The organism is Paenibacillus cisolokensis (assembly GCF_018403665.1).
Classification (GTDB): Bacteria; Bacillota; Bacilli; order Paenibacillales; family Paenibacillaceae; genus Paenibacillus_AH; species Paenibacillus_AH cisolokensis.
This window is the reverse complement of sequence record NZ_BOVJ01000106.1, coordinates 31556-48070: the sequence shown is the minus strand read 5'-3', so window position 1 is coordinate 48070 and position 16515 is coordinate 31556. Positions and strand designations below refer to the sequence as shown.

At 54.7% G+C, this 16515-nt stretch carries 14 protein-coding genes; 13 read left to right on the top strand and 1 reads right to left on the bottom strand.

Annotated features, from left to right (window positions below; translation table 11 throughout):
* Positions 1-1049: CobW family GTP-binding protein (locus tag PACILC2_RS15195; RefSeq protein ID WP_213529332.1), on the top strand; the 1049-nt coding region annotated here is incomplete at its 5' end.
* Between the two features lie 104 nt (positions 1050-1153).
* Here the strand turns inward: PACILC2_RS15195 and PACILC2_RS15190 are convergent.
* Entirely contained in the window at positions 1154-1924 is a 771-nt protein-coding gene (locus PACILC2_RS15190; protein ID WP_213529331.1) for an AraC family transcriptional regulator, read from the bottom strand.
* 132 nt (positions 1925-2056) lie between these two features.
* On the opposite strand from PACILC2_RS15190, the gene PACILC2_RS15185 reads away from it, so the two are divergent.
* From PACILC2_RS15185 to PACILC2_RS15130, 12 genes are all read left to right on the top strand, one after another.
* Entirely contained in the window at positions 2057-2878 is an 822-nt protein-coding gene (locus PACILC2_RS15185; protein WP_213529330.1) for a phytanoyl-CoA dioxygenase family protein, read from the top strand.
* Between the two features lie 97 nt (positions 2879-2975).
* Positions 2976-3809, top strand: a complete 834-nt coding sequence (locus tag PACILC2_RS15180) for a phytanoyl-CoA dioxygenase family protein (RefSeq protein ID WP_213529329.1) — start codon at positions 2976-2978, stop codon at positions 3807-3809.
* Between the two features lie 401 nt (positions 3810-4210).
* The gene (locus PACILC2_RS15175) at positions 4211-4519 is read left to right on the top strand and encodes a hypothetical protein (RefSeq protein ID WP_213529328.1); all 309 of its coding nucleotides are present in this window, start codon (positions 4211-4213) and stop codon (positions 4517-4519) included.
* A complete protein-coding gene (locus PACILC2_RS15170; RefSeq protein ID WP_213529327.1) occupies positions 4516-5178 on the top strand; it encodes a hypothetical protein in 663 nt (220 codons plus the stop codon). The genes PACILC2_RS15175 and PACILC2_RS15170 overlap by 4 nt, the downstream gene beginning before the upstream one ends.
* Before the next feature lie 14 nt (positions 5179-5192).
* Positions 5193-5846 carry a hypothetical protein gene (locus PACILC2_RS15165; RefSeq protein ID WP_213529326.1) on the top strand — a complete coding sequence of 218 codons (654 nt, stop codon included), beginning with the start codon at positions 5193-5195 and terminating at the stop codon, positions 5844-5846.
* A complete protein-coding gene (locus PACILC2_RS15160) occupies positions 5765-7012 on the top strand; it encodes a sensor histidine kinase (protein ID WP_213529325.1) in 1248 nt (415 codons plus the stop codon). The genes PACILC2_RS15165 and PACILC2_RS15160 overlap by 82 nt, the downstream gene beginning before the upstream one ends.
* A 4-nt stretch (positions 7013-7016) precedes the next feature.
* Complete coding sequence (locus PACILC2_RS15155) at positions 7017-8330, top strand: response regulator (protein WP_213529324.1); 1314 nt, start codon at positions 7017-7019, stop codon at positions 8328-8330.
* Positions 8331-8471: 141 nt separating this feature from the next.
* Positions 8472-9863: an ABC transporter substrate-binding protein gene (locus PACILC2_RS15150; protein WP_213529323.1), complete on the top strand. Its 1392-nt coding sequence runs from the start codon at positions 8472-8474 to the stop codon at positions 9861-9863.
* Between the two features lie 59 nt (positions 9864-9922).
* Positions 9923-10825: a carbohydrate ABC transporter permease gene (locus PACILC2_RS15145; RefSeq protein WP_062495353.1), complete on the top strand. Its 903-nt coding sequence runs from the start codon at positions 9923-9925 to the stop codon at positions 10823-10825.
* Between the two features lie 2 nt (positions 10826-10827).
* Positions 10828-11667, top strand: a complete 840-nt coding sequence (locus PACILC2_RS15140; RefSeq protein ID WP_062495351.1) for a carbohydrate ABC transporter permease — start codon at positions 10828-10830, stop codon at positions 11665-11667.
* Between the two features lie 145 nt (positions 11668-11812).
* Complete coding sequence (locus PACILC2_RS15135) at positions 11813-14125, top strand: LamG domain-containing protein (protein ID WP_213529322.1); 2313 nt, start codon at positions 11813-11815, stop codon at positions 14123-14125.
* 1018 nt (positions 14126-15143) lie between these two features.
* Positions 15144-16415 (top strand): methyl-accepting chemotaxis protein, encoded by a 1272-nt coding sequence (locus tag PACILC2_RS15130; RefSeq protein WP_062495347.1) that lies wholly within the window; start codon positions 15144-15146, stop codon positions 16413-16415.
* Positions 16416-16515: the final 100 nt, after the last annotated feature.

Here is a 16515-nt window from a genome sequence, read left to right as displayed (position 1 = left end):
GCGGCAAGACGACGCTGCTCCTTCGCATGCTGGAGGAATATCGCGAGCGGGGACTCCAGCCCGCCGTCATTATGAACGAGCTCGGCGAGGCGAACCTCGACGGCGAGATGATCGGGGAGGGAGGGCCGATGGCCGAGCTGCTCGGCGGCTGCGCCTGCTGCACCGTGCGCGGCGACCTGGGGCTTGCTATCAAGTCGCTGGCGGAGCAGTATCGGCCCGACGTCCTCATTATCGAAGCGACGGGAGCGGCCAATCCGCTCGAGCTGATGGACGGCGTAGCCGATTCTTCGATGTATGTGCGGACGGCGCTTCGCTCCGTCATCGCCGTCGCGGACGGGCCGGAACTGTTGCGCCGCCGCCGCGCCGGGCAAAGCCGCACGTTCCGGCTGATGCGGGAGCAGATTCGCTGTGCTTCGCGGCTTGTGCTCAACAAGACGGACCGGCTCGACCCGGAAGAGCTGGTGGAAGCGCAGCAGCTGCTGCGCGAATGGAACCCGCATGCGCCGATCGTCGCGACCGTCCGCGCCATGGCCGATCTGGCCTGGCTTACGGGCGGCGATCCCGCTACCTTGCTCGGCGAAGACACCGCGGTGCTGCGGCCGGAGGGGACGTCTCTTGCGAACGCGCAGCACCGCCGGGATGCGCCAGACGGCTGCGGTCCCTCTTGCGGTCCGGCATGCGGCCATCTTCATGAAGAAAAGCCGCATACCCACGAATCGCATGATCACGAACATGAACATGATCACGAACATGCTCATGAATCGCATGCCCATGTATCCGCGCTTACGCATTATTTCCGCGGAGCGGTGGACAGCCATGCATTCGAGGCGCTGCTTCGTTCGCTTCCGCCGGACGTATACCGGGCCAAAGGCATCGTCGAATTTCGCGATACGAACAGCCGGTTTCTGTTTCAATATGCGTTTCGGGAAACAGACTTCATGCGCATTACGCCGCAAGGCACCGTCCATAACGTGGCGGTGTTTATCGGGGAAGGGTTCGATCGCGAAGCGCTGCGCGCACGGCTTCATAGCCTGGAATCGCACTCATGAACGGAACGGAGATGCAATATTTTTAAGGCGGGAAAGCCCCGCTTCCTTCGCGCAGCTGCGGAAAAGGGAGCGGGGCTGCTTTCATTTTCATGCGAACGGCCGTTTCAATAAGTCTGTATCCCCTTAATCCGGAATTGCAGCGGCGTCCTCCCGGTTTCCCGCTTGAACAGCTCGATGAACTGGGACGTCGTCGAGAACCCGCATTCCAGGCCGATCGCGCTAACGGTTGCGTTCGTGTTCAGCAGCATATGCTTCGCTGCCTCCAACCGTTTATTCAACACATAGCGGGAGGGCGACATGCCGGTCCGTTCCTTGAACAGATGGCGAAAGTGGTCGCTGCTGTAGCCCGACAATTCGGCCAGCGTCTGCATGTTGACCGGCTGGGTAAAGTTTTCGTCAAGGTAACGTCGCGCATAGAAGAGCTTCTCCGGCCGATTGTCCTCGGCGTCCAGATTGGCCAACCTTCCGATCAGCAAAATCGTCTCGTTCAGGAGCAAGTCGACTCGATAATCATAGTGGCGTTTCTGCTCCAGAAGCTCTTCCTTCATGCTGAGCACAAGCCTCAGAATATCGCGCCGCTCCGAATCCGGCACCAAGCCATTGCGGAGCGGTACGGGAAAGTCGTCATACCGAAAACCGAAGAAGATGACGTCCGTCGCCTCGTCGTGCCGTTCGTCATGCATGAAATTCGGCCGTGTCACCGTCATGGTGTTCGGCGTGTACCGCAGCAACTCTCCGTCCAGATTCATCGTTCCTGTACCCGTTACATAGTATACGAGTTCGTAGCAGTTATGCTTGTGAAAGTCCACATAGCTGCCGGCATTCTCGGATTTGTAGTAGAAAAATTCAAGCTTGCCGTTCACGGTGTTCAGCACCTTTCGCCGGATCCTGATATTTTTACCACAGTTTATTATATTCCGTAAGCGTTGTCATCCCTAATATGATAAGTGTAAAGTCAATCCATCTGCGGGGAGTGAAGAACCATTCTCGACCAAAAGGAGATCGGCTTGAGCGAACAGGAAGTAGAACGGTATTGGGAAGACGGATTCCTCGTATTCGACAACGTCATAACGGACGAGGAGGTAGAGGAGCTCCGCGCGGCTTGCGAGCAGCCGCAGATTGTCGCTATGCGCACCCAGAAAGAATATGAATCCAGGACGGTTCACGCACTCGGCATTACATCCCGGCATCCCGCGTTTCTTAGGCTGGCCAAACACCCTGCCATCGTCGCCAAAATCCGGCCGCTGCTGGGTCCCCATATTCAGCTGCAGCACTCCAAGTTGGCAACGAAGCCGCCCACCAAGGGCGTCGGGGCGTTTCCGTGGCATCAGGACTATGCGTTCTATCCGCATACGAATACCGATCTGCTGTCGGTCATGGTTATGCTGGACGATGCCACTCCGGAGAACGGCTGCATGAAGATGGTAAGAGGCAGCCACAAGTTCGGCGTCCTGAATCATGAGAGAGACGGACGATTCGTTTCGGAATGCCAGGATAACTCCTATTGGCACGATCCTTACGAGGTAGTCGATATTACGCCCAAAGCGGGCGGGATCAGCATCCACCATGCCCTTACGCTGCACGGCTCGGACGCCAACATCTCGGGCAGACCGCGCAGAGGTCTTGTTTTCTCGTATCGGGCGGGTGATGCGCACCAGCTTGCGGACACGATTTTCGACGACACCGGCCTGCTCATCTGCGGAAGCCGTCTCGGTGCCGTGCGCTGCGACGTCGGTCTTGTCCAACTGCCGAACCGTGGGGGACCTATTCCGTACGGAACGTCCTGGAACCAAGTCGGCAGCTTCGCAGCAGAAGAAAACAGGCGGTAGCGGGAACGAAGCGAAAGAACATGAGCGGTTATCTATTTCGAATCCGATCGCCGGTGCGAAAGACGAAACAGTAAAATGCGTAAAAGGAGAAAATCGAATGATTCATAACGTTCATATGGACGAATTACCGATCATGGACGACGAGTATGAGTTGACCCGGGAACAGATCGAGAGCTATCAAAAGGACGGCCATATCCTTCTTCGCAATGTGGCTTCGCAGACGGAAATACTGCAGTATGAACCGGTGATCAGCCAAATTGTCGAACAAAAAAATTACCATGACAAGCCTGTGTCGGAACGGGATACGTACGGCAAAGCATTTATTCAAATCGGCAATATATGGACAATGAGTGAAGCCGGAAAACGGTTTGTCATGGCGAAGCGGTTTGCCAAAATTGCCGCAGACCTGATGGGCGTGGAGGGTGTCCGAATCTATCACGACCAGGCTCTGTATAAAGAACCGGGCGGCGGACACACGCCCTGGCATCAGGATCAAATCTACTGGCCGCTGGATTCCGACAAAACGATCACCCTGTGGATGCCGCTGGTTCCGATTTCCGAAGAAATGGGAACGATGACATTTGCGTCCGGGTCCCATCATTTGGGCTATATCAGCAAGCTCGCAATCTCCGACGAATCCCACAAGACTCTCGGGCAATTTATTGAAGCGAAGAAAATCCCCCAGGTCAACTACGGGGCCATGGACGCCGGGGATGCCACGTTCCATGCCGGATGGACGCTGCACAGCGCTCCGAGCAATCCGACGAATCGAACGCGCAAGGTCATGACGATCATTTATTATGCGGACGGCACCCGGGTGGCCGAACCGGACAGCAACGCCAGACGCAACGATCTCGCCGGGTGGCTGCCGGGCTGCAAAGCGGGCGATGTTGCCGTCAGTCCGCTCAACCCACTCGTATATCGGCGCTGAAGTTGCATAGCTCTCGTCCGAAAGGCGGGCTACCGGGACCGTTTGCGAATACGGGGTGACTCCGGTCAACGCCTTATATCGAAGTGAAGATCCGATCGGGAAGAGAATGATGCGATATACTGTCTTTGGTACTTTGGCACATCGATTGAATTAACTTTAGCAGGCAACTGTGTGCACTTCAGTGTATACAGTTGCTTCGTTTTTACCCAACTGCACTCCGCTCCAATCCGCCAGCGTGACAATAGAGGAGATTATTATAAAATGCCGAATTAATATCTACTTCATGTTGTACGGGTAGGAGACGCCTACCCGCATCTCCGCCGACCGCCAAAATGGAAGCGCTTCACTCTAAAAACCATCGAAACGCCGCGTAAAAATCGGAACCGTGGAGAGGTGTAAGCATGCATAAATCCGGTTTATACAGTCCCACGCTCGGCCGGATCGTCCTGCTGTCGGTAGCGCTCACGTTTGCCGTGCAGTTGGTGCTCTGTTACATCGGCTTGGTCTATACGAATTCGATCGACCAAAGTCTGAACGACAAACGCGCGGAAGCCATGCTTAGGCAGTACCAGCAAAACATGCTGGGCCAATTAAACAGCATTAACAATCTGATGCTGCTGTTTCAAACGCCGGAATTCAGCGATTTTTTAAAAACTTTATGCGGCTTCGCGACGAGCGAGTCGTCCTTGCGGAGAAGGAGCAGCTGTTGAACAAGCTGGAGACGCTCCGACTTTCCTCTTACATGGTGGATGCGGTTTACTTCATCGGTGCCAACGTCAATCAGTTATCGTACCGCAAGCAGGCGGCATCCCCAGGGGTAGAGGAACTTCCGAATCTCCATATGGAGCTCCTTCATCATTCGAAGTTGGAAAATGTATTCCTCCCCGACCGCGATCAATTGATTGTGTATACGGAAGAGGATTTGATGCGGCGGTTCCGTACCGACAGCGAGCTGCTCAGTTCGGCCGACATCGCCGGGCTTCAGCGGTTTATGAAGGAGATCCAGGGCAGGGTGGTGATGACAAACGGCAATGCCAACGGCGTGTTTATCGTCATTGTACTGGAAGACGGCTTCTTCGGTCGGGCGATCCCCGAGCAGGATGTTGCGGGCTCCTTTTTCTCCGTTGCGAACGGGGAGCGAATCTTGTGGTCTACGGCGCCTGGGCCGTTCCCGGCGTACGTGCCGGAACTGTCCGAAGGGGAAACGATCACGGAGGGAACGACGTACCGGCATGCGGTCAAGGAGCTGTCGCCGTTCCGGCTCAGCGTGATCCACACGGTGCGGGAATACGGTCCGTACCGGTTCGACACGGAACTGCTGCTCAAGATGGCGGGGATATCGCTGCTGACGCTCCTTTTTCACTGTTAATCAGTTTCATCTATGTGAAAAGGGTGCTGCGGCCGTTCCGGATCATTTCCGCAAAGCTCAAAAACCAATCCGTAACGAACGGGAAAGAATTGGTGCTGCGGTCGCTGCCGGAAAATTTATTCCGCAAAGGGTTTCATTCGATTTCGATGCGCAACAAGTTCATTCTCGTGCTGCTCGCTGCCGTGAGCGTTCCATCTGTGGCCGACGGCCTCCTGTACGCCCGGCTGCTGAATCAGGACGTGCAGCGCAAGATGGAATCGTCCATGGAGGCTATTGCCGATTTCGCTGCCGTCAACGTACGCAACCGGGCGCGATTCATGGAGAACACGTTGAATGAGCTGTCCGTCAGCCGGCAGCTGCAGGGGCACCTGACGTCGGGGGTCCCGTTTCCGACGATCGGAAGCATGAAGACGATCAATTTGACCATGTTCCCGGGACTCAACGAAGTTTCCTATTTCGTCCTGTTGGACGAGTCGGGAAACAGCATTTATTCTTCGATCTACTCGAACAGCAGGGATATTTTCCAAACCGATCCGATTTTTTTCGCAACGCAGAAGACGCCTATTGGATTTACAACTATAAGACCGTGTTCAATCAGCCGTCGGCCGCCGTCGTCAAGCGGCTCGAACTCGGGACGGCGGGTACAGCCGCGAATTACTTGCTGCTAGTCCCGAAAGACTCGCTGTTCGCCGATGTGGAAACGGGGCTCTTCGATGCCTCTTATCTCATATCCGCCGAAGGAGGGGAGACGCTCTATCGGTCGAAGCCACCTGTCCGGTCTGATGCCAATGCGTCGGTAGCTTTTAGAAAGAGAATTCCGGATACGGACTGGCACATCTCCGTCGAATACGCGCTCACCGAAGTCATAGAAAAGAAAAAGATGCTGCATGATCAATATTTGCTGTGCATGTTGGTCGTATTGCTCGTTTCCGTCACTTGCGCATTCGTCATCGCCAACCTGTTGGTCAAACCGATCAAACGGCTGAAGGATACGATGGCTGCCGTCGGCGTCGGGGATTTGAGCGCGCGCGTCGAGTACGAAGGCGACAACGAGATCGGAGACATTATCAAGAGCTATAACCGGATGATTGCCCGTCTGGAGCAGACGATCGGACAGAATATGCGGATGATGGAAGAGAATGCGCAAAACAAAATCCGGGAAAACGAACTGCGCTCGATGAAAACGCGTGCCGAACTTCTGATGCTGCAAGCCCAAATCAATCCGCATTTCCTGTACAATACGCTCGAATCGATCAATATGCGAAGCATGAAAAGCGGCAATCATGAGATCATCACCATTGTCGGCGCGCTTGCGGACCTGTTCCGGTACAGCATATCGAAAGGATCGGACGTCGTAGAGCTCGGGAAGGAGCTTTCGCATGCGGCGAATTATGTGACGATCCAGCAATTCCGGTTCGGACACAGCTTTGAAGCCCGATTCGACGTCCCCGACGAGCTGATGCGGGTGCGCGTATTGAAGCTCCTTCTTCAGCCCATCATCGAAAACTCGATTAAACATGGGTTTGCGGGTTGGGAGGAAGGCGGAATCATTCAGGTCACGGCCCGGATATCGGAGGGGCGTCTCACGCTCGAGGTGAGCGACAACGGAGTCGGCATGGACAGCGATGCGCTTCGCAGTCTGAGGGAGTCTCTTGATGGCGATTGGGACGAGCGAAATGAGGAGAAAAGAGGAATCGGACTCAAAAATGTGTTCTATAGGCTGAAATTGTATTATCAAGACGCCATGTCGATGGAAATCGAGAGCGCACTGATGAAAGGAACCGTCGTTCGGATAACGCTCCCGTTAGCCGTCGAGGCAGAGGAAAGGTGCTGATTCGATGTATAAATTGCTGATCGTGGATGATGAGAAAGAAATTCGCGAGGGACTTGCCGCATGGCCTTGGGAGACGCTTGGACTGGAGTCGGCGGGTTCATGCGCCCACGGACTGGAAGCGCTTCAATTCATCGCGGAAACGCCGGTCGATATCGTCTTGACCGATATCCGCATGCCGTTCATGGACGGAGTGGCGCTTATGGAGGCGCTTAGCCGCGATTATCCGTTCATTCACGTGATCATCCTGTCGGGCTACAACGACTTCGATTACACCAAGAAGGCGATTCAGCACGGCGCATCGGACTATCTGCTGAAGCCGGTTCAGCACGAGGCGTTGACGTCGACGTTCGCGCAGCTTGTCCTTAAGCTGAACGAGCGGAAGCAGACGGAGCACCGGCTCCGCGTGCTGCAGCGCAAGGAGCAGATGCTTGCAAAAGTGCTTCGTCAGGATTTCCTGCGCCGGCTGTTTCAACATTACATGTATCCGGACGACCTGGAGCAGGGGAGCTCGGAAGGGGAAGTGCTGCTGGAGGGAACGAACTTTACGGTCGCCTGTTACCGGCTGGACCGGATTCACCTCTTCAAGCGGAACGTTTCCGAACGCGAGATGCGGCTGCTCACTTTTGCGCTGGACAATATTTTGCAGGACATTTGGGAAGCCCGCGGGCTAGGGTATCATCTGGTAGACCGCGATACGGCCCAGTTCATGCTCTTGTCCGCCTCGGAAGACCCGTTGCCGGACTTCTCCGCGGTCATCCGCCAGCTGCAGCGGTATATTGGTCTGTTCAAATCCACAATATCGGCGGGTATCGGCCGAACGGTCGAACGTCCTGCCGATATTTACATCAGCGCCCAAACCGCATGCGAGACGCTGGCCGCAACAGCGGACGAAGCTTCGATTGCCCGTTACGAGGAAACCTTCGCAGGCGAACGCTTGCGCGCGATACCGCAGGCTCAAGGACGGCAAGACGTCCCGCTGCCGGCGACCGGCGAAGGCGGCGGGCATGACGGTCTCCTTCTGAAAAAGGCAAAACAATATATACGCGAAAATTACAATCGCAGTCTTACGCTCAAGGAGGTGGCCGAGCACGTTCATCTCTCCCAAAGCCACCTGTCCGCCCTTTTTAAGAAGAAAGGGGAAACCTATCTGAAATATCTGACCTCCATCCGTATGCAGAAAGCGATGGAGCTGCTCGCCGATCCTGCGATGAAAGTGTATGAGGTCGTGGAGCGGGTCGGCTACAGCGATCCCGCCTATTTCTCCGAACTGTTCAAGAAGTATACGGGACAATCGCCGCACAAATACCGGGGGTCATGATAAACGGCCACTATCGCAACTTCGGACGACTGCCATAGAAATCAGAGGTTTACCTTATTCAAGCGCTTACACTTAAAGTGGTATCCTGATTTCAGGAAGAGGCGCGCCGATCACTATCCAATGAATCAGGGGGGATACGACATGAAGCAAATCGCAACCCTGCTAGTCACCGCCATGTTGATCGTACTTATGGCCGCATGTGGAAGCGATACCAATGGCGCGACGAACGACGAGGCCGCTCCCGCGAACAACACGGAAACGGACAATCCGAAGCGGAGCGGGTCGGCCGAAACGGTGACCATCCGCACCAGCATCAGCGATGGAGAACTTTCCAAGGAGCAAATCGCGGAGTTCGAAGCCGAGCACCCGAACATCAAAATCGAGATCGATCCGGTCGATGCGACAAAGCTCGCGGCGCAGCTCGCAACGAACAGCGCGCCGGACGTAATCCGGATCAGCGGCGTGTTCGATGCGCCTTCTTATATCATTCGCGGGATTGCGATGGACCTCACAGAACGGATCGAGACAAGCGCCATGATCGACTTGGACGACCTGGCGCCGGCGGCCAATGTGTTCCGCTTCGACGGCCAGACGGTCGGGCAAGGTCCGATATACGGATTGCCGAAAGACTGGTCGAACGATTATGCCATCTGGTATAACAAGCGGGCGTTCGACGCAGCGGGTGTGCCGATTCCGGACCCGGCCGTGCCGTTGACTTGGAATGAAGTTATGGAATTGGCCAAGAAGCTTACGATTAAAGAAGGCGACACCGTAAAGCAATATGGCCTTGCCGCGACGGAGTGGGGCAGAACGGAACCGAACTTCAACTTCCTGCTTCAGTATGTGCTTAGCGCCGGAGGCTCGATCAGTGCGGAAGACAACGGCGTCATGGATTTCAACATCCAACCGGTGAAAGATTTTATCAACATGTGGGTCGACGCGGTAAAGAGCCATGTAGGTCCGAATTTGCTTAATAACGACCAGACGTCGGGAGGCGACTTGTTCCTCTCGGACAAAGCGGCGATGTTGATCGACGGCTACTGGTACGGCGGCGTCATCCGCAGCAATGAAAACACGAAATCGCATCTGGACGACTTCGGCATGCTGCCGACGCCGATCGCTCCCGGCGGAACGCGCGTGGCTCCTACGGGCAGCGCAACCGGCGCGATCATCAACAAGAACACCAAGCATCCGGAGGAAGCGTGGACGTTCTTCGAATGGTACTTCGCCGGCAAGCCTGCGGACGACCGCGCGAAAACCGGCTGGGGTCTGCCGGCTTTCAAGAGCAAGATGGAGTTGCTCCCGAAAGAAACGAGCTTCGACCAACAGGTCAATGCGGTACTGCAGGATGAGATGAACTATACCCAGTTCCTTCCTGTCAACCCGTATCTCGCCAACGGCGGGTGGGGCATCTTCGACAAGTACGTACAGCCGCTCTATTTCGATAAATCGTCCGTAGACGAAGCGGTTATCGGCATAACGAAAGATGCGAACGTTGCCGTTACGGAAGCGAAGAACGCGATAGGACAATAACTAGGAAAACAAAGGGAGAGTTTCCGCGAGCTCTCCCTTTGCTGTAGGGAGTGGCAGACATGACAGAGAAAAACCGGAGAATTGCGGCATTCTACCTGATGATTTCTCCGTGGTTTCTGATCTTTCTTTTCTTGGGACTGTTTCCGCTGCTGTACGGACTGTACCTGAGCTTCACCAATTATTACGGGTTTAACATGCAAGACCTTGATACGGTCGGATGGCACAATTATCGTCTTGTCTTTACCGACACCGACGCGATGTACGCACTGGGCCGGACGCTGTATTACACCGCCGTCACCGTCCCCCTCAGTACGGCCATCGCGCTTGGATTGGCGCTTTTGTTAAATCGGCATATCCCGGGCGGGGGCGTGTATCGGACAATCTTCTACCTGCCCTCCCTTGTTCCGGTGATCTCCACGATTCTCATGTGGAAGATTATATTTTCCAGCAACGGCGGCGTCCTGAATGCCATTCTGGGCTTGTTCGGCATCGAACCGATCAATTGGTTCGGGTACGACTATGCGACTACATCTTTGATTATTATGAGCCTCTGGGGGGCAGGCGGCGGAATTCTTATTAATTTGGCCGGATTGAAGGGGATCCCGCGGGATCTGTACGAAGCCGCTTCCATCGACGGTGCCGGAGTGTTTCAGAATTTCCGGCGCATTACGCTGCCTTTGATGACGCCGATCATTTTCTTCAATGTGCTCATGGGCATTATCGGTTCGCTGCAGGTATATTTGCAGCCGATTCTGCTCAACGGCTCCGAGCTGCTCGCCAGGCCGATCCAACCGAACTATATGTATGTCGTACATGCGTTCCAGCAAATTTTCGCATCCCAGCGGTTCGCCTACGGGATGGCGCTGCTCTGGGTGCTGTTCGTCGTTATTTTGGCGCTGTCCATCGTCGTTTTCATTACGAGCAAATATTGGGTTTATTACGAAACGGATCAGGAGAGATAAAGATGAAAGCAAGAGCGACTTGGAGGAGCACGCCGGGGAACGTCGTCATTTATGCATTGATCCTCATCTGTTCCGCCATCTTTCTTTTTCCGATGTATTTGGCAATCGTCAATTCGCTTACCGCCTGGTACTCGCCCCCGACGATCGTGCCGACCGGTTTTCGCTGGGAAAATTTCGCGTATGCTACAACTCTTATTGCTTTCTGGCGCTTTATGCGAAATTCCGTCATTCTCTGTCTGATCTCGCTGGCGACAGCGACGTTCACGAGCGGATTGGTCGGATACGCCTTCGCCAGAATCCAGGCGCCCGGCCGCAATGTGTTGTTTATGATCGTCCTGTCGACGATGATGCTGCCGGGCATCGTCACCCAGATTCCGACCTACATTCTGTTCTACAAGATCGGCTTTATCGATACGTATTGGCCCTGGATTCTTGGCGGTATCGGAGGCAACGCATTCTTTATTTTTCTGTACCGGCAATTCTTTTCCGCCATTCCGAAGGAGCTGGAGGAGGCGGCGAGAATCGACGGGTGTTCTATTTTCAGGACATATTGGAGCATATTTGTTCCGTTGTCCTTCCCGGTCGTCGCGACGGTAGCCGTTATGAACTTTCAAAACACTTGGGGTGATGTCATTACGCCGTTCATGTATCTCAGACAGGATCATTACCCTTTGGCTACCGCCCTCAGCATGATCAGTTATCAGGCCAACGGGTCGAAGCAGATCATCAGCCAGGTTTCGATCGCCGCCGGCATCATCTTCATGATCCCCGTCCTCGTTACCTTCTTCCTGGGGCAGCGGTACGTCGTCGAAGGGATCGTAACAACCGGGGTGAAAGGATAAAACGGTTCATCGGATCAGCTTTACTTTTATGAAGGGGGGTGTTGTAAGGGATCAGTATGATTCAGCTTGCGAACGCAAGTGAATTATGGGAAGGAGAGGAGTACAAATGTCAGGGATGAGCAAAATCAGACGGATGCGCCGATCCGTGGGGATGTTGATGTTGGCTCTGGCAGCGACTGTCTTCGGAAACCCGAGCTTGCAAACCGTCCAGGCGGAGGAGTTGACGGCCGGCGATGGAGATCGGATCACTTCGGTCATTTCCCCGGCTTACCGTTCGGAAATCAATGAGGATACCGTTACTGTCGAATTTTATAATAAGATCGGAACGTCGGCTATCGTCTATTCGCAGAAACAGCCTGACGATTTGAACCCCGACAGCAACGGATTGCGGGATGTCGTCGGCGAAGTCGAGCTGATTGACGGATACGGTTCTGTCGAATTTCAAGCATCCGAGTATCCGTATGGTCCGATTTCGTTGCGGATCCAAGTGTTTCAAGATGGCACGGAAATAGACAACGCTTATTTGCAGCTTTACAACCATGTCGGCGTAAGATGGAAGACAGGTCTTGAGCATGCTCCCGAAAATCCGGTAACGGCGGGGATGGACGTTGTTTTTGCGGATGATTTCAAGACGATGCCGACGATTTCGAAAACCGGGATCGGCACCCGATACGCCTCCGCGAAAATCGACGAAACGAGGGGCGGCATGTTCGGCTGGGCGGCGTTCGAGGACTATGACGGTCCCTATAACCCGTTTGCCATCGCCGGCGACGAATATATGAAGATTACGACAACTTACCATCCGACGGGTTATGTACGGAACGATTATTGGAAGCAGAAGGTCAGCACCGGATTTCTTTCTTCCGAAAACCAGGCAGGAACGGGCTTCCATACTGAAGGAGGCAGAAACCAATATTTCGAGGCCAGAATGTTCTTCGGACCGAACCCCGGCATGTGGCCGGCGTTCTGGACGCTTACCGCGAACGGGTATGTCCAGAATCCGAATATGCAAAACGAGCCGAGCGACGAGCTGGATATTATTGAAGGCTACATGGGAACGCCGGCCGGTTACCAGATCGCCTGGCATCCATGGGGCTACGACCGGGACCCCGATTCCGGCTACGATCCGAGCAAGTTGGGCGGCGGATATAGGGTCAATCTGGATACGCCGGCGTTTGGTCATATCAACCTGGCGATGGGCTTCCATACGTTGGGCGTCTACGTTACGAAGGAATGGACTTATTATTATTGCGACAATATCGAGGTGGTTCGCCATAAAACATTGCCGTATAGCTGGGAATACGGCAATTACTTCATCATCAACGCGGCATTGTCGGATCACTACGGCATTTCCCCGAACAGCGGCGATCCGTTCGAAAACTTTGACATCCCGGACGGGTTCACGCGTTACGGCAACGAAAGCGAAACGTATGTGGACTGGGTGCGGGTGTATCAGGACGCGCCGGGTACGGCGCGGTTCGAAAGCGATCATTCGGTAAAAGCGCTTGCCGGTGATGTGGTAAATATCTCCATTCACCGTAATGCGCCGGCCTCACAATTGTCCGGAACGTACAGCATCGAGCTGCCCGACGGATGGAAGGTTCGCGAAGGCGACAGCTTCGTCGACGTCGACGGCGTGTACGAAACGCCGTTTGCAGAGGGCCGTACGATCGATACGATCACCTTCCTTGTTTCGAACGATTATACGGCAACGGAGAACATCAACATTACGCCGGTTTCGAGCGACGGCACGGCACACTTGCCGGTCATCATCCGGGCGGAGGCCGGCAATCCGGAAGGCGAGCTCGTTCGCGTCGACCGCAACACGTACCCGTACAGAAGCACGACCGGAGAAACGGCCGGTTCGTGGCAGAATTACGATCCGGACACCAATTTGGAAAATTATTTTACTTTCACAAGCGGCAACTGGTGGCGGGACAGCTGGAGCTGGATGTACGTCGCGGCGAACTCCAATTCCCGGTTGCAGTTTACGTTCGACGGCATTGCGGTCGCCGCGGATATGATGCAGTGCGAAGCATGCGGCGCCGTAGACATCTACCTGGACGGGGAGCTGCAGAAACGATTCGACGGCTATGCCACGGATGAAAACCGGTACGCGCGTTTGAAAAGAGCGGGCTTCCGGAAGGCGAGCATACGGTTGAGATTGTGGGCGTCGACGGGCCGGCGAATCGGTATATCCGGATTGACGGGTTCGAGTACCGGTATATCGAAGATCCTACCGTACCGAAATTTTGGGCCGACGAAACGCACTTTGTGGCGGGACCGGGTGATGAAATCGCCGTCACGATCCGCCGCAACGGCGCAGCGGGCACGAAATTCGGCGAATATGCCCTTGTCTTCCCGTCCGAAGGATGGCTGCTGTGGGACGGCGACGAATGGAAGTCCGCGGCGAGTCAGACGTTCTCGACGAATCGTTACGAGGATCCGATTATTCTGAAAGTTCCGGACGGCTATGCCGATAAGGGCGGCAAAGTCGTCATTACGCCGACGACTGCCGACGGCGAGTTCGACCCGATCCGAATTACCGTTCAAGCGCCCGATGCGCCGGAAGCCGCGCCGATTGCCGGGAACGGAGAGTTGATTATGGTCGACGCCGCTACCTATCCCTACGTGATTCGGCCGGGGGAGACCAACAATAGCTGGAATAATTTTGACGAAAGCTCCCAGCCGATCGACTACTTTACGTTCAACGGCGGCTGGTGGTCCGACAGCTGGAGCTGGATGTATACGGCCGCCAGTCCGGGTCAGACGCTGACCTTCACGTTCGAGGGCGATGCCGTTGCGCTATATGCCCGTTACTACAGCGGAGGCAGCCGATTTGACGTATACCTGGACGGCGTTAAGCAAGCTTCGGTCGACACGAACGGAAACAGCGGGAAGAGGAGAGTGTTCAGCAAAAGCGGTCTCCCCGTCGGCGTGCATGTGCTCGAGATCAAGGTAACGGGGACGGGCGGCGCGGTCGCTCTCGAAGGATTCGAGTATGACTATATTTCTGCCGAGCCTCCGGAGACGACCGGGGTTGAAACGGTCCGCAGCGGCGAGAGCGTTCTGATCCCTGCGCGATTGGGCAAATATACGTTTGAAGGAAAAATGAAAGTTTTAAAAAGCTATGTTCCCGATATAAAGAAGGTCGAGAGCGAAATCATGCAGGAAGTGGTAACGGTCGGTTAGGCACGCGCGATCCGTTACGCCGATCGCTTATCGAAGAAAAGATTCCCTCCGGAGAGCGTCCGCTTGGTCGGCGTGCCCGGAGGGATTTTTTATTGGATTGTGGAAGGTGAGGCTTTGTACAAGAGTTTTCTTTTCATCTCGCGCTTAAATATTTGGACAATTTTGTATATTTATCGAACATATATGGTAAAACGCTTACAATTCGATAGTATTGCATTTTAAGCGCTAGAAAATCATGGTATCATTTCGTTGAAAAATATTACAAACAACTAGGGGGATTTCGCTTGAAGCTCAGTCTTGTATTTAAGCTTGTTCTCGGTATACTGGTTGTTTCGATTACGACCTACGGAACCAGCGCCTTCTTTATTTTTCAGTTGAAGCCGCTGCTGGCTCCCGATATGAAAGAGTGGGTCTATGTTTCCGGCGTCCTCGTCTTGGGCGTATTATGGACCGGCATTCTCGGATGGATCGCTGCCCAGCTGATCATAAGGCCCCTGCTTCGTCTGACCCGTGTCGTCGACAGTGTCGCCGAAGGCAATTTGAGCGTAACGATCCCTGCATATCGTTCCAAAGATGAGATCGGAACCCTGCACCATTCCTTCCAGGTGATGCTCGATAATCTGAAAAGAATGATTTCGGAAGTTTCCGAAAGCATTAACGTTACGGACCGAAGCGTCGACACGCTCGATGCGGCGATTAAACAAGCGGCCGGACAGATCGAAACGATCTCCGTCACGATTGACCGTATGGCGGACGGCGCTTCCATACAGGCCGACTCGGCTCAGAAGATGCTGGCCGCTGCCGAGCAATCGGCCAAGACGGCACAGGGAATCAGCAGCGAAGCGAGACATGCTATACAGCTTACTGAAACGATGGTCAGCACAATCGCAGACAGCGCAGCCCGGCTTCGCTCTCTTGTGGACGGCATGCTCCACATTTCGGAAGCCGGCGAGAAGACGCTGGAAATCGTCCGCAACCTTGAGCATCAGGCGAACGAAATCGGCCAAATTTCGATGCTTGTCGGACACATCGCCGATCAAACTCATTTGCTTGCGCTGAATGCGTCGATCGAAGCTTCTCACGCGGGCGAACACGGCCAGGGCTTTGCTGTCGTCGCGCATCATATACGCAAGCTGGCCGCAGATAGCGCGTCCGCAGTGGAACAAATCAATCAGCTTGTCAAACAGATGCAGGAGCAGACGCTGACGGTCGTCGATGAAACGGACAAACAGGCGCAACTGATTCGCCGCGAAACGGCGACCGGGGAGAGCGCAAGAGTGGTGCTGGACGAAGTCATCGCATCCGTGAATGAAGCGGCCGGCGCCATGCACAGCATCGTCGAGCATATCACTTCCCAGACCGAACAAATAAACAGCACCTTTGAGATGGCGAAACAAATAGCGGATACGGCATTCTCGATCTCTGACGGCAGCTCCCGCGTTGCCCACGCGGCCCAGGAACAGACGGCCATCATGCAGGAAATTTCCGCTTCCTCTGAACTGCTGAGGGACGAGGCCGTCGGCCTGAAGCGGAAGACGGTCGTATTCAAGCTGTAGCCGAAGAAGCATCCGCAGCTATTGTCGCTATTGGCGCTTTAAGGCAGCGCCGTTGATTGCGGTTATGTGCTGAACAACTGAAATCAGAGCCGGATAAGTT

Excerpts from the sequence above, each read along its gene's own strand:
- PACILC2_RS15140 (WP_062495351.1), top strand. The coding sequence starts at position 10,828 with ATGAAAGCAAGAGCGACTTGGAGGAGCACGCCGGGGAACGTCGTCATT.
- PACILC2_RS15145 (WP_062495353.1), top strand. The coding sequence starts at position 9,923 with ATGACAGAGAAAAACCGGAGAATTGCGGCATTCTACCTGATGATTTCT.
- PACILC2_RS15175 (WP_213529328.1), top strand. The coding sequence starts at position 4,211 with ATGCATAAATCCGGTTTATACAGTCCCACGCTCGGCCGGATCGTCCTG.
- PACILC2_RS15155 (WP_213529324.1), top strand. The coding sequence starts at position 7,017 with ATGTATAAATTGCTGATCGTGGATGATGAGAAAGAAATTCGCGAGGGA.
- PACILC2_RS15180 (WP_213529329.1), top strand. The coding sequence starts at position 2,976 with ATGATTCATAACGTTCATATGGACGAATTACCGATCATGGACGACGAG.
- PACILC2_RS15150 (WP_213529323.1), top strand. The coding sequence starts at position 8,472 with ATGAAGCAAATCGCAACCCTGCTAGTCACCGCCATGTTGATCGTACTT.